This is a genomic window from Agromyces sp. NDB4Y10 (assembly GCF_001620055.1).
Lineage (GTDB): Bacteria > Actinomycetota > Actinomycetes > Actinomycetales > Microbacteriaceae > Agromyces > Agromyces indicus.
On the sequence record NZ_LQGY01000035.1, the window covers coordinates 61595 to 75214 of the forward strand.

Sequence of the window (13620 nt, forward strand, 5' to 3'; positions counted from 1 at the left end):
CTAGTGCCTGCCTTGCGTGCCGCGACGCCGAGCAATGGTGCCGAGGACCGTCGTCGGCTGCGGGCCGGCGACGGGTGCCGAACGGGGCTTGCGACCCGTTCTGTTATTCTTCGGCGTGAACATTTCCCTTGTGTTTCAGTCTGTGACGCGGTGGTTAAACATCCTGTCCCCTGCTGCGTGAGGAGGCAATGGTGGGATCTGCTCTTCGCATGGATGTCACCGAGCTGCGCTCGCTCGCGCCCTTCGACGACACGACCCCGCGCGGCATCGCGGGAGACCTGGCACGACTGGTCAACAGCGGCGAACTCGCCGGCGGCGCCCGCCTGCCCACCGTCCGCGAGCTGGCCTCCGAACTGGGGGTGAGCCCGGCCACGGTGAGCCAGGCCTGGCAGGCCCTCGCGCGCGCCGGTCTGATCGAGTCACGGGGTCGTGCGGGCAGCTTCGTGCGTCGCGGCGCCGCCGAGGGACCCGCCACGCGCATGCGCGGCATGGCCGCACCCGACGACCCGGTGCGGCTGGACCTGTCGCGCGGCACGCCCGACCCGCTCCTGCTGCCGCCGCTCGGCGCGGCGATCTCGCGCATCTCGGCCCGCGCCGACGTCGGCAGCTACCAGGACGAGCCCGTGCTCCCCGCGCTCGCCGCGGTGCTGCGCCGGTCGTGGCCGAGCGACGCCGAGGCCCTCGTGGTCGTCGACGGCGCGCTCGACGCGATCTCGCGCACCCTCGACCAGGTGGTGCGCTTCGGCGACCGCGTCGTCGTCGAGCACCCCGGGTTCCCGCCGTTCCTCGACCTGCTCGACCTGCTCGGCGCCGAGGCCGTCCCCGTCGCGATCGACGAGCACGGGATGTCGCCCGACGGACTCGCGGCGGCGCTGCGGCGCCGACCGAGCGCGGTGCTCCTGCAGCCGCGCGCGCAGAACCCCACGGGCGCGTCGATGACGCCCGAGCGCGTGGAGGCGCTCGCGCGCGTCATCCGCTCGGCCGAGGGCGTGGACGACCTCGTCGTCATCGAGGACGACCACTCGGGACTCATCTCGACCGAGGGCGACGTGACCCTCGGCACGCACCTGCCCGACCGCGTCGTGCACGTGCGCAGCTTCGCCAAGTCGCACGGCCCCGACCTGCGCATCGCCGCGGTCGGCGGTCCGCGCGACCTCGTCGGCCGCATCATGGCCCGGCGCATGCTCGGCCCGGGCTGGACCTCGCGGCTGCTGCAGTCGATCCTGCTCGACTTGCTCACGGATGGCGCCGCGATCGACGCCGTCGCCGAGGCCCGGCGCGCGTACTACACCCGCCAGCGCGCGCTCGGCGACGCGCTGCGCTCGCGCGGGGTGCCGGTCGCGCACGCCGACGGGATCAACCTGTGGATGCCCGTGCTGTCGGAGCGGTCGACGCTCGTGCAGCTCGCGGCGGCCGGCATCCGGGTCGCGGGCGGGACGCCGTTCCTCGCCGCGTCGGCGGGCGGGGCCGTGGTCGCGGGGGCGCGCCGCGGGCCCGAGGGCGAGTTCGTGCGGGTCACCGTGGGCGTGGTGCGCGAGGATGCGGCATCCGTCGCCGACGCGCTCGCGAGCGCGGCCCGCCACCTCGCGGCCGGCGGTTACTGATCGTCGCCCCGTCCCGGGCGAGGCAGGTGAGCCGCGCGGCGCGGGTCAGGCGCGGGAGTGGTTCGGGGCCTTGGCGTAGTGGTCGGGGGACATCGTGAGCTCGGCCTGGCCGGCGGTGATCGAGCGCAGGTCGAGCACGTAGCGCGCGAGCTCGGCCTCGGGCACGTGCGCGACGACGCGGGCCCGTCCGCCGTCGGCCGCCTCGGTCGCGTGCACGCGTCCGCGACGGCCCGACAGGTCGGTGAGCACCGCGCCCTGCAGGTCGTTCGGCACGGTCACCGTCACCGCCGACACGGGCTCGAGCAGCACGGTGCCCGCCTCGGCGAGCGCCGCCTTCACCCCGATGGATGCCGCGGTGCGGAACGCCATCTCGGACGAGTCGACCGAGTGCGACTTGCCGTCGTACAGCTCGACGCGCACGTCGACCACCGGGTGCCCCTGCGGTCCGCCCGCGGCGAGCGCGTCGCGGGCGCCCTTCTCGACGGCGCCGATGTACTGGCGCGGCACCGCGCCGCCCGTGACCGAGTCGACGAACTCGAACCCGCTTCCGGGCGGCAGGGGCGAGACGCGCAGTTGCACGACGGCGAACTGCCCGTGCCCGCCCGACTGCTTCTTGAGCTTGCCCTCGACCTGCGCCGAGCCCGCGATCGTCTCCCGGTACGCGACGGGCGCGGGACCGGTGTTCACGTGCACCCCGAAGACGCGGGCGAGCCGCTCCACGGCGACGGCGAGGTGGGTGTCGCCGAGGCCGCGCAGCACGGTCTGGTCGCCGGCACGGTCGACCACGAGGGTCGGATCCTCCGCGACGAGCCGTGAGAGCGCGCCCGACATCTTCTCGTCGTCGGACTGGGAGGCCGGGTCGAGGCTCACCGCGTACACCGGCGGCCGCTCGGGCAGCGTCGCCGGGCGCGCCGAGCCGGTGGGCCGCGACCACAGCAGCGAACCCGACGGCGACCCGGTGAGCTTCGCGACCGCACCGACCTCGCCCGCGGCGAGCGTGCCCGCCGTGAGGTGCTCGTTGCCGCGCAGCCGGAACAGCCCGTGGATGCGCTCGTCGGCGCCGGTCGTGGCGTTGCGCAGCTTGTCGCCCGTGCGGAGCGTGCCCGAGAGCACCTTGAGCATCGACACCTGGCCGACGAACGGGTCGGCGACCGTGCGGAACACGTGGACGACGGTCTCGCCCGCCGGGTTCGGCGCCACCTTCACCTCGGCGCCGCCCGTCCCCTCCCCGACACGGATGCGCCCGTCGCGATCGGTGGCGGCGGGCGTGAGTTCGCAGACGAGATCCGCGACGCGGTCCACCCCCGCTTCGGTGACGCCCGAGCACACGAGCACGGGCACGGCCTCGCCGGCCGCGACCTCGCGGGCGAAGGTGCGCTCGAGCTCGGCGACCGAGGGTTCCTGCCCGTCGAGGTACGCCTCGAGCTGGGCGTCGTCGTGCGACACGATGTCCTCGGTCACCTCGACGTGCATCCGGTGCTCCTCGTCCGCCGCCTCGGGCGGCAGCGGCTCGTCGTGGTGGTGGCCCGTGTCGTCGTACACGTGCGCCTGTTCGCTGAGCACGTCGGCGATCGCGCGGAACCCGGCCTCCTCGCCCAGCGGCAGCTCGAGTGCCCACAGGTGGTCGCCGAACGCGTCGCGCAGTTCGGCGAGCACGCGGCGGAAGTCGGCGCGAGCCTTGTCCTCCTGCGTCACGACCACCACGCGCGGCACGCCCGCGGCCTCGGCAGCGGCCCACACGGACCGCGTGCCGCCGGTGACGCCGTCGACCGCGCTCACGACGACGACCGCGACATCGGCGATCGAGAGCGCCGCGTCGACGCCGCCCACGAAGTCGGGATGCCCGGGGGTGTCGGCGAGCGTCACCGCGTACGCCGTGCCGTCGGGGCCGGTCCAGTCGAAGCAGGCGAGCGAGAGCCCGAGGCTCGTGTGGCGGGCGATCTCCTCGGGCTCGTGGTCGCAGACGGTCGTGCCGTTCTCGACGCTGCCCGCCCTCGGGATGGCGCCGGCGCGATGCAGCAGCGCCTCGGCGAGGGTGGTCTTGCCCGATCCGGCCGCGCCCACGAGGGCGATGGTCCGGTGGGTCGGAGTCGATGCGTCGTTCATGGGGCCTCCCGCGCCGCTGCGGATCCGTGGGTCCATCGTCGCGCGGTCGCGCCGCGAACGCCAGAGGTCGGAGGTCCCGGGTCTCGAGTCGCGGCCTTCGGCGGCTACTCGACCACCGGTGCGGCGGCGCGGCGGTCAGCGGTCCCGGTCTCGATACGCGGCCTTCGGCGGCTACTCGACCACCGGTGCGGCGGCGCGGCGGTCGGCGACGAGCGCCCGGGCCTCGGGCACGACCCGGGCGGCGACGTCGGCGACGAACGCCTCGTCGTCGCCGGTCACGATGAACGTCGAGACGCCGTGGCGGGTGGCGAGGTCGGCGATGACGTCGGGTCGCGCCTCGCGCGGCCCGATGTTCAGCAGTCGACGGATGCCGCGGGGGTCCCGCCCCGCGGCCGTGGCCGCCCGGTCGATGATGGCGTGCCCGGCGTCGAGCGACGCGGTGCCGTCCTCGAGACGCCCGAGCGAGGGCAGCCACCCGTCGGCCGCGCGTCCCACGAGCCGGAGGCCCTTGGGCTTCAGCACCCCCAGCCAGATCGGCATCGGCCGCTGCACGGGCGCCGGCCCGCGCTTGGCCCCGCGGATGGGATGGAAGCGGTGGTCGAGGAACACTCCGCCCGCGGCATCCGTGTCGTGCAGTTCGCGGATGACCGCGATCGCCTCGGCGAGCGCGTCGCCCGACTCCGCCGGCGTGCGGGCCGGCGCACCCATCGCCTCGGCGGCCTGCGCGAACCCGCCCGCGCCGAGCGCGAGCACCACGCGGCCACCGGTGAGCAGGTCGAGGGATGCCGCGGCGCGCGCGAGCACGGCCGGCGGACGCAACAGCAGGTTGTGCACGTTCGCCGAGATGCGGATCCGGTTCGTGCGCGCGCCGACCCAACCCATCAGGGTCCAGGTGTCGAGGAACCTCGGCTGGTACGGGTGGTCCTGGAACGTGGCGAACTCGTACCCGGCCTCCTCGGCGGCGACGGCGAGCGCGACGGTGCGCTGCGGGTCGAGCGCCGAGGGCGTGATGAAGGTGCCGAACTCGATGGGCTGGCCGTAGTCGGGCATGCCGCAACGCTACGCCGTTCGCCCCGTCCTGCGCCGGGCGGCTTCGAGCAGCGCCGCGACCTCCTCGTCGCTCGTCGGCGAGAAGTCCTCGTAGCGCTGCCCGACCGCGTGGAACGACGCGGGGGTCTCGACGCACACGACCTCGTCGGCCGACGGCACCCGCGCCGCGGCATCCGTCGGCCCCACCGGCACGGCGAGCACCACGCGCCGGGCGCCCAGGGTTCGCGCCACGCGGCACGCCACCTCGGCGGTGGACCCGGTGGCGAGGCCGTCGTCGACCACGATCGCCGTGCGACCCTCGAGCGGGATCGGGTCGGCGCCGCGCCGGAGCAGGCGGACGCGTCGTTCGAGCGTGTCGCGCTCGCGCCGCTCCACCGCCGACAGCTGGGCGATCGACACGCCGGCCTGTCCGAGCAGTTCGGCGTCGACGAGGCGTGCTCCGCCCTCGCCGATCGCGCCCATGGCGACCTCCGGCTCGTGCGGCAGGCCGAGCTTGCGCACCACGATCACGTCGAGCGGCAGGCCCAGGCCGCGGGCGACCTCGGCCGCGACCGGCACGCCGCCGCGCGGGAGTCCCAGTACCACGGCGTCCTCGCCGCGGAACCGGTCCAGTCGAGCGAGCAACTGGGCCCCCGCATCGGCCCGATCGCGGAACACCCTTCCATGGTGGCGTCGACGGATGTCGCGGGCAGGGGTCGGAGGTCCCTCGGCCCCGGGGGCGGGCTCGACAGACTGGGAGGACGACGGCACGGCGGGAGGATCGCGGTGGACGGCTGGATCACGGCGGGCGACGGCACGCTGACCGCATCGCCGCTGCCGGATCCCGAACCGGCGGGCGACGAGCTCGTCGTCGAGGTGGTCGCGTGCGGGGTGTGCCGCACCGACCTGCACGTGATCGACGGCGAGCTGGCGGCCCACCGCTCCCCCGTGGTCCCCGGCCACCAGGTGGTGGGGCGCGTCGTCGGCGTCGGTCCGCGCGTGCAGCGGGTGCGGCAGGGCGACCTCGTCGGCATCGCCTGGCTCCGCTCGACGTGCGGCTCGTGCCGGTGGTGCCGCTCGGGCCGCGAGAACCTGTGCCCGGCGGCGACGTTCACCGGCTGGGACGCCGACGGCGGATACGCCGAGTACGCCACGGTCTCCGAAGCGTTCGCCTACCCGCTGCCGGCCGACGCCGACCCGGTGGCGATCGCCCCGCTGCTCTGCGCGGGCATCATCGGCTACCGGGCGCTGCGGCGCGCGAACCTCCCGCCGGGCGGGCTGCTCGGCATCTACGGCTTCGGCTCGAGCGCCCACCTGACCGCCCGGCTCGCGATGGCGGCGGGGGCGACGGTCGCGGCGATGACCCGCGGCGCGGCGAACCGCGAGCTCGCGCGCGATCTCGGCGCGGCCTTCGTGGGCGACGAGCGCGCGGACCCGCCCGAGCCGCTCGACGCGGCGATCGTGTTCGCGCCCGCGGGCGACCTCGTGCCGGTCGCGCTGCGTGCGACGACGCGCGGCGGCACGGTCGTGGTCGCCGGCATCCACCTGAGCGACGTCCCGGCGATGACCTACGCCGAGCACCTGTTCCTCGAGCGCGACCTGCGCAGCGTCACCGCGAACACCCGGGCCGACGGCGACGAGTTCCTGCGGGTCGCTCGCACGCTCGGGCTGCGGGCGACGGCGACGCCGTACGCGTTCGACCGGGCGCCCGAGGCGGTCGACGACCTGCGCTCGGGGCGGGCGTCGGGTTCGCTCGTGCTCGTGCGCGACGCCTGATCAGGGAGACGGCCTGGGCGCGGGCGATAGCGTGGAGCGATGCGGATCACGGTGCTCGCGGGCGGGGTCGGAGGTGCCCGGTTCGTGCGCGGCCTGCGCGAGGAGTGCGCGCGACGGTGGCCGGCCGGACCGGGCGCGACGCCCGCCGCCGACGGCACGCCGGCGACCGCCGCCGAGCTCACCGTCGTCGTGAACACCGGCGACGACCTCTGGCTCGCGGGCGTGCGGCTCATGCCCGACTTCGACTCCCTCCTGTACGCCCTCGCGGGCGTGAACGACGTCGAGCGCGGCTGGGGTCGCGCGGGCGAGACCGAGCGCGTCGCGGCCGAGCTGCGCGAGTGGGGCGTCGGCTGGCCGTGGTTCACGCTCGGCGACCTGGACCTCGGCACGCACCTGGCGCGCACGTCGTGGCTGCGCGACGGGCTCACGCCCTCCGAGGTGGCCGACCGGCTGCAGCGGCGGTGGGCGCTCGGCGTCCGGCTCCTGCCGGCGACCGACGCCGAGGTCGACACGCACGTGCGCATCGACCCCGCGTCGCCCGACGCCGACGGGCGCGACGAACTCCACTTCCAGGAGTGGTGGACCCGGCACCGCGCCGCGATCCCCGCCCTCGGCTTCACGCAGCACGGCATCGCCGCCGCACGACCCGCACCGGGCGTCGAGGCGGCCATCGCCGACGCCGACGTCGTCCTGCTCGCCCCGTCGAACCCGGTGGTGTCGATCGGCACGATCCTCGCCGTCCCGGGCATCCGCGAGGCGGTCGCCGCGACCGCGGCGCCCGTCGTCGGCGTCTCCCCCATCATCGGCGGGCGCGTGGTGCGCGGCATGGCCGACGCGTGCCTGTCGGCCATCGGGGTCGAGACGGATGCCGCGGCCGTCGCCCGGCACTACGGCGCACGTCGCGCCGCCGACGTCGACCCTGCGGCGACGGGCCTGCTCGACGGGTGGCTCGTCGACGAGACCGATGCGGCCGCGGTGCCCGCGCTCGAGGGCGAGGGCATCGCCGCGGCATCCGTGCCCCTCTGGATGCGCGACCTCGACACGTCGGCCGCGCTCGCCGGCGACGCGCTCGACCTCGCCGAACGCGTGCGCACCGGCCGCTGATCCGCGTCAACCCCGCGCGGGCGAGCGCCGCGACCCGTAGCGTCGCCCGGAGATCGGAGGCGGACGCATGCGCATCGTCATCGTCGGGGCGACCGGCAACGTGGGAACGGGCCTGCTGCGGCGGCTGCAGGAGTCGGAGCAGGAGCACGAGCTCGTCGGCATCGCGCGCCGGCGACCGAACGCCGGCACGGCGCCGTACACGGGCGTGCAGTGGCATGAGGCGGATGTCTCGGACCCGCGTTCGCGCGGGCGGCTCGCCCGGCTCTTCGCCGGCGCCGACGCGGTCGTGCACCTCGCCTGGCTGCTCCAGCCGAACCGGCGCGAGCGCGTCATGCGGGCGACCAACGTCGACGGGCATCGGCACGCGATCGCCGCGGCGGTCGACGCGGGCGTGCCGCACCTCGTCGTCGTGACCTCGGTCGCCTCGTACAGTCCCGGCCCGAAGGCGACCCGGGTCGACGAGCGCTGGCCGACCGGCGGCGTGCACACGTCGCACTACAGCCGGCACAAGGCGGCGACCGAGCGGATGCTCGACGCCCTCGAGCGGAACCACCCGCAGGTGCGCCTCACCCGCGTGCGACCCGGGTTCGTGTTCCAGCGGGATGCCGCGGCCGAGCTCGCGCGCCTCTTCATCGGCCGGCACCGCCCGAGTCGGTGGCTCGGCCGCATCCGCCTGCCCGTCCTGCCGGTCCCCCGTCGCGCCGTCGGCCAGGCGGTGCACGCCGACGACCTCGGCGACGCGATCAGGCGCATCGTCGAGCAGCGCGCCGGCGGGGCGTTCAACATCGCCGCCGAGCCCGTGCTCGACCCCGAGGCGCTCCGCCGCGTGCTGGGCGCCCGTGCCGTCGTGCCGGTGCCGTTCGAGGTCGCCCGGAGCGCGGTGTGGGCGAGCTGGGCCCTCGGCATCCACGCGACCGACCCCGGCTGGCTGGACCTCGCGGCCACCGTGCCGGTCATGTCGACCGAGCGGGCGCGGACCGAGCTCGGCTGGCAGCCCAGGCACCGATCGACCGAGGCGCTGCGGGAGGTGCTCGACGGGATCGGCGAGGGCGCCCACGTGCTGGCCTCGCCGCCACTCTCCCCGTCGTCGCCGCCATCGGCATAGACTGGTCCGGACCGCCGGTCGGGCTTGACCGGTGGGGTCGGCCCGGGATTGGGCCGCGATTCGCCGACGTCTGTCGGGATCCCGAACACGCACGCCATCCCGGAGGTTCCATGCCCGCATCGCCCCGCCCCGCCCGCCGCGCCGTCCGTCGTTCCGGCGCGATCGTCGCCGCCGCGGCATCCGTCGCCCTGCTCGCCGGGTGCGCCGCCAGCGCCGACGCCGGCACCGACTCGCAGGGCACCACGGATGCCGCCGCGTCCGGGTACCCGCTCACCATCGACAACTGCGGCACCGAGGTGACGTTCGAGCAGGCCCCCGAGCGCGTCGTGACCATCAAGTCGTCGACGCTCGAGCTGCTGCTCGCGCTCGGCCTGGAGGACCGCATCGTCGGCGCCGCGTTCACCGACGGACCCGTGCCGGAGGAGTACGCCGACGCCGCGGAGGGCATCGAGACGCTCTCCGACCGGGTGCCGTCGCAGGAGGCGACGCTCGCCGCCGAGCCCGACCTCGTGTTCGCCGGATGGGAGTCGAACCTCACCGCCGAGGGCGCGGGCGACCGGGCCACGCTCGAGCAGCTCGGCGTGCGCACCTACGTCGCGCCCGCCGCGTGCCAGGGCGAGGGCTACCGGCCCGATCCGCTCACCTTCGACGGCGTCTTCGCCGGGTTCGAGCAGGCCGGCGAGATCTTCGGCGTGACGGATGCCGCGGCCGACCTCGTCGCGGAGCAGCGCGCCGCACTCGACGCCATCGAACCGAGCGACGCCGGGCTCACCGCGCTCTGGTACTCGTCGGGCGACGACCAGCCGTTCGTGGGCGCGGGCACCGGTGCGCCGCAGATGATCATGGAGGCCGCCGGGCTCGAGAACGTGGTCGCCGACGTGCGCGACTCGTGGACCTCGCTGTCGTGGGAGGCCGTCGTCGACGCGGACCCCGACGTGATCGTGCTCGTCGACGCGGCCTGGAACACCGCCGAGTCGAAGATCGCCAAGCTCGAGGGCAACCCGGCGACCGCCGCGATGCCGGCCGTGCAGCAGGGCCGCTACGTGATCGTCGACTTCCCCGCCACCGAGGCCGGCGTGCGGAACGTCGACGCCGTCGCCGCGATCGTGGAGCAGCTCGGGGCGCTCTGATGACGGTGCAGGCGAGCAGGTCGACGGATGCCGCGGGCGCGGCGTCCCGTCGACCCGCGCGCGCCGCGCGGCGCGGCGGGCCCGCGCGTGCGATCGGCGCGGGCCTCGCGCTCATCGGGCTGCTCGCGGCATCCGTCGTGCTCGCCGTGACCATCGGCCCCGCCGGGCTCGCACCGGCCGACGTGCTCGCCTCGATCGCCGCGCACCTCGGACTCGGCGAGGCGACGCTGTCGCCGCTGCGCGACGGCATCGTCTGGGAGCTCCGGATGCCGCGCGTGCTCACCGCCGCCGCGGTCGGCGCGGGCCTCGCGATCTGCGGCGTCGTCATGCAGGCGCTGACCCGCAACCCGCTCGCCGACCCGTACCTGCTCGGACTCTCGTCGGGCGCGTCGGTCGGCGCGGTGGTGGTGCTCGTGCTCGGCCTGGCCGTGGCGCTGCCGGTCGCGGCGTTCGCCGGGGCGCTCGCGGCCCTCGCGGCGACGCTCGGTCTCGCCCGGGCCGCGGGAGGGCTCAGCCCGACGACCACCGTGCTCGCCGGGCTCGCGGTCTCGGCGGTGTTCGGCGCGATCACGAGCCTCGTCATCTTCTGGAGCGCCACGAACGACAGCTACCGTGAGATCCTCAACTGGCTGCTCGGGTCGCTGTCCGGCGCCGACTGGGCCGCCGTCGTCTTGGCCGGAGGCGCGCTGCTCCTCGTGGGCGTGCCGCTGCTGACGACGGGACGCACGCTCGACGCCTTCGCGTTCGGCGACACCGCGGCATCCGCCCTGGGCGTGCACGTGCCCCGCACGCGGGCGCTGCTGCTCGTCGCGACGGCCCTGCTCACGGGTGCGCTCGTCGCGGTGAGCGGCGCGATCGGGTTCGTCGGGCTGATCCTCCCGCACGCGGTGCGACTCGTGGTCGGCTCGCGTCACCGCGCGCTGCTGCCGCTGTCGGCGCTGGCCGGCGCGGTGTTCCTGATCTGGGTCGACACGGGCGCCCGCACGCTCTTCGACCCGCGCGAACTGCCGGTCGGCATCCTCACGGCCCTCGTCGGCGGGCCCGTCTTCGCGGCGCTCATGCTGCGCGCCCGGAGGACCCCGTGAGCGCGCTGCGGCCCGGAGCGGGCCTCGAGGCGTCCCGGGTCTCGTTCGCACGCGGCTCGCGGCTCGTCGTCGACGGCGTGGACATCACCGTCCCCCGCGGCGCGGTCGGGGCGCTCCTCGGCCCGAACGGCGCCGGCAAGTCGACGCTGCTCCACCTGGTCGCGGGCGTCGAGGCAGCGGATGTCGCGGCGCTCACCCTCGACGGCGACGACCTCGTCTCGCTGCGCCGCCGTGAGCGCGCCCGCCGGATCGCGCTCGTCGAGCAGGACGTCCAGGCGCCGACCGGCCTCCGGGCGGACCACGTCGTCGGGCTCGGACGGATCCCGCACCAGTCGGCGTGGGGCGGTGACACGTCGCGCGACCGCGAGATCGTCGCGCGCTCGATGCTCGCCGCGGGCGCCGCCGAGTTCGCCGAGCGCCGCTACGACGAGCTCTCGGGCGGCGAGCGCCAGCGCGTGAACCTCGCCCGGGCGCTCGCGCAGGAGCCCGAGCTCCTGCTGCTCGACGAACCGACGAACCACCTCGACATCCGCGCCCAGCTCGCAACCCTCGGCCTGCTGCGTCGCCTCGCCGACGACGGGCTCAGCGTGCTCGCCGCGCTGCACGACCTGTCGCTCGCGGCGTCGTACGCCGACCACGTCGTGGTGCTCGCGAACGGCGCCGTGGTCGCCGCCGGGCCGCCCGCGGCGGTACTCACGCCCGAGCTGATCCGCACGGTGTGGGGCGTGGAGGCGCACGTGCTCCGGCATCCGTCGACCGGTCGGCCGCTCATCGCCTTCGCCGAGCGGGCGGACGGGCATGCCGCCGCGGCGTCGACGGACGGGGCCGACGCGGCGGCGACATCCGTGATCGCGGGCCCGGGCGGGCCGGAGGGGTTCGCGCCGTAGGGCGGTGACGCGCGGCTCGTCGGGCGTAGCCTGAGGCCATGAGCGGGCTGAGCGACAACCGGCGGGTCCTCGTCGAATCGGTGGCGGAGGAGTTCCTGCACAATTCGCGGCGCGGGCGGCGCCTGGTCGCGGTCGAGGGCGCGTCCGACGCGCCCGCCGCGAGGTTCGCGGACGACCTCGCGACGATCCTCGGCGAGCGCGGCCAGCACGCGGTGCGGGTCTCGCTCGGCGACGTCGACGAGGCGACGCTGCGCCGCGACACGATCGAGCCGTTCCGCGCGGGCACGCTGCCCGGCGCGGACGAGGACGCCGTGCTGGTCGTCGACGGACGACGGCTGCTGAACGACGCCGTCCGCGGCGTCTGGCACTTCACGGTGTGGACGCTGGCGGGCGACGACCTGCCGCACTCGGGCGTGAACGTCGACGTCGACGTGACCGACGAGGATTCCCCGAAGCGGTACTTCTACGACCTCTGCAAGCTGCCGCCGAGCTTCGGCGAGCGCCGCCCCGCGGCGTCCTAGCCGCGGCATCCGCTCGCGTCGCGGTATCCGCTCACCGCCGGTCTGTGCTCGAGCCGAGCCCGGGTGCAGGATGGGGCCATGAGCGAGCGCGGTATCCCGGTGACCACCGTCGACGAGCTGGAGGCGATCGTCGGCACGCCGCTGCCGCGCGTCGCGGAGAAGACGCGCGATCGCCTGCACGAGGTGGACCGGGAGTTCCTCGCCGCGGCACCGCTCGCGTTCGTCGCGACGAGCGACGATGCCGGCCGCCTCGACGTGTCGCCGAAGGGCGACCCGGCCGGATTCGCGCTCGTGCTCGACGACACCACGATCGTGCTGCCCGAGCGGCCCGGCAATCGGCGCGTCGACGGGTTCCGCAACATCCTGCGCAATCCGCACGTGGGGCTGCTGTTCGTCGTGCCGGGCCGCGGCGACACGCTGCGCATCAACGGGCGCGCGACGATCGTGCGCGATGCGCCCTTCCTCGACGACCTGGTCGTGCGGCGCCACCGGCCGGAGCTGGCGCTCGTCGTCGACGTCGAGGAGGTGTTCTTCCACTGCTCGAAGGCGTTCCTGCGCTCGCGCACGTGGGAGCCCGAGACGTGGCATCCGGAGGCCGTGCGACGCCGTGCGCTCATCGCGAAGGCGATCGAGCAGCCCGCGGCCCCGCTCGAGGAGCTCGACGAGTACTACGGCCCGTCGTACGCCGAGCGGATCTACGGGTAGGCGCGCGTGGGCACCGACGCGGCATCCGTCCCCGAGCGCGTGCGCTGGGCCGTCGACGTGCTCGCGCCGCAGCCCGGCGAACGCGTGCTCGACATCGGTTCGGGCACGGGCGCGTCGGTCGGGCTGCTGCTCGAGCGCCTGGCGGCGACGGATGCCACGGGGCGGCCACCCGTCGTGGCGATCGACCGGTCGGCGACCGCCGTGGCGCGCATCCGCGAGCGCGTCGCCGACGCCGCGGCGTCCGTCGAGGTGGTACTGACCCCCTTGGCCACGCTGGACGCATCGCTCGGCCCGTTCGACGCCGCGTTCGGCGTCAACGTCAACGTGTTCTGGACCTCGGCCGCGGTCGCCGAGCTGCGGGCGCTGGCCGCCGCCGTCCGGCCGGGCGGTCGCCTGCTCATCGCCTACGGCATCGGTCCGGTGCCGCTCGCCGATGCGGGGCACCTCGACGGCGTGGAGGCGGCGATCCGGGCGACGCCGTGGTTCTCGGTGACCGACCGCCTCGCGGCCGAGCACGGTTCGGGGATCCTCGCCGAGCGCACCGCAGCCCCCGTCGCCGGGTGATCGT

At 75.5% G+C, this 13620-nt stretch carries 13 protein-coding genes; 10 read left to right on the top strand and 3 right to left on the bottom strand.

Annotation, left to right across the window (positions count from 1 at the left end; all coding sequences use genetic code 11):
- Positions 1 to 209: 209 nt before the first annotated feature.
- Positions 210 to 1604, top strand: a complete 1395-nt coding sequence (locus AVP42_RS09565; protein WP_082847138.1) for an aminotransferase class I/II-fold pyridoxal phosphate-dependent enzyme — start codon at positions 210 to 212, stop codon at positions 1602 to 1604.
- Between the two features lie 45 nt (positions 1605 to 1649).
- On the opposite strand, the gene AVP42_RS09570 is transcribed toward AVP42_RS09565, so the two are convergent.
- From AVP42_RS09570 to AVP42_RS09580, 3 genes are all read right to left on the bottom strand, one after another.
- The gene (locus tag AVP42_RS09570) at positions 1650 to 3710 is read right to left on the bottom strand and encodes an elongation factor G (protein ID WP_067948433.1); all 2061 of its coding nucleotides are present in this window, start codon (positions 3708 to 3710) and stop codon (positions 1650 to 1652) included.
- 171 nt (positions 3711 to 3881) lie between these two features.
- Positions 3882 to 4760: an LLM class flavin-dependent oxidoreductase gene (locus tag AVP42_RS09575; protein ID WP_067948435.1), complete on the bottom strand. Its 879-nt coding sequence runs from the start codon at positions 4758 to 4760 to the stop codon at positions 3882 to 3884.
- Positions 4761 to 4769: 9 nt separating this feature from the next.
- Entirely contained in the window at positions 4770 to 5417 is a 648-nt protein-coding gene (locus AVP42_RS09580; protein WP_067948437.1) for a phosphoribosyltransferase, read from the bottom strand.
- Between the two features lie 108 nt (positions 5418 to 5525).
- On the opposite strand from AVP42_RS09580, the gene AVP42_RS09585 reads away from it, so the two are divergent.
- The 9 genes from AVP42_RS09585 to AVP42_RS09625 all read left to right on the top strand — a co-directional run bounded on the left by AVP42_RS09585 (position 5526) and on the right by AVP42_RS09625 (position 13616).
- On the top strand, positions 5526 to 6515 hold the full coding sequence (locus AVP42_RS09585) for a zinc-binding alcohol dehydrogenase family protein (RefSeq protein ID WP_067948439.1): 990 nt from the start codon (positions 5526 to 5528) through the stop codon (positions 6513 to 6515).
- A gap of 39 nt (positions 6516 to 6554) precedes the next feature.
- Positions 6555 to 7619 carry a 2-phospho-L-lactate transferase gene (gene cofD, locus AVP42_RS09590; protein ID WP_067948441.1) on the top strand — a complete coding sequence of 355 codons (1065 nt, stop codon included), beginning with the start codon at positions 6555 to 6557 and terminating at the stop codon, positions 7617 to 7619.
- 67 nt (positions 7620 to 7686) lie between these two features.
- A complete protein-coding gene (locus AVP42_RS09595; RefSeq protein ID WP_067948443.1) occupies positions 7687 to 8724 on the top strand; it encodes an NAD-dependent epimerase/dehydratase family protein in 1038 nt (345 codons plus the stop codon).
- A gap of 110 nt (positions 8725 to 8834) precedes the next feature.
- Positions 8835 to 9854 carry a putative F420-0 ABC transporter substrate-binding protein gene (locus tag AVP42_RS09600; RefSeq protein WP_067948445.1) on the top strand — a complete coding sequence of 340 codons (1020 nt, stop codon included), beginning with the start codon at positions 8835 to 8837 and terminating at the stop codon, positions 9852 to 9854.
- Positions 9854 to 10939, top strand: coding sequence for a putative F420-0 ABC transporter permease subunit (locus tag AVP42_RS09605; RefSeq protein ID WP_082847140.1), 1086 nt, complete (start codon positions 9854 to 9856; stop codon positions 10937 to 10939). Before AVP42_RS09600 ends, AVP42_RS09605 begins: the two co-directional genes overlap by 1 nt.
- Positions 10936 to 11826, top strand: coding sequence for an ABC transporter ATP-binding protein (locus AVP42_RS09610; protein ID WP_231878597.1), 891 nt, complete (start codon positions 10936 to 10938; stop codon positions 11824 to 11826). The genes AVP42_RS09605 and AVP42_RS09610 overlap by 4 nt, the downstream gene beginning before the upstream one ends.
- Positions 11827 to 11864: 38 nt before the next feature.
- On the top strand, positions 11865 to 12347 hold the full coding sequence (locus AVP42_RS09615; protein ID WP_067948447.1) for a hypothetical protein: 483 nt from the start codon (positions 11865 to 11867) through the stop codon (positions 12345 to 12347).
- A gap of 78 nt (positions 12348 to 12425) precedes the next feature.
- Positions 12426 to 13052, top strand: coding sequence for an MSMEG_1061 family FMN-dependent PPOX-type flavoprotein (locus AVP42_RS09620; protein ID WP_067948449.1), 627 nt, complete (start codon positions 12426 to 12428; stop codon positions 13050 to 13052).
- 6 nt (positions 13053 to 13058) lie between these two features.
- Positions 13059 to 13616: a cyclopropane-fatty-acyl-phospholipid synthase family protein gene (locus AVP42_RS09625; protein WP_067948451.1), complete on the top strand. Its 558-nt coding sequence runs from the start codon at positions 13059 to 13061 to the stop codon at positions 13614 to 13616.
- Positions 13617 to 13620: the final 4 nt, after the last annotated feature.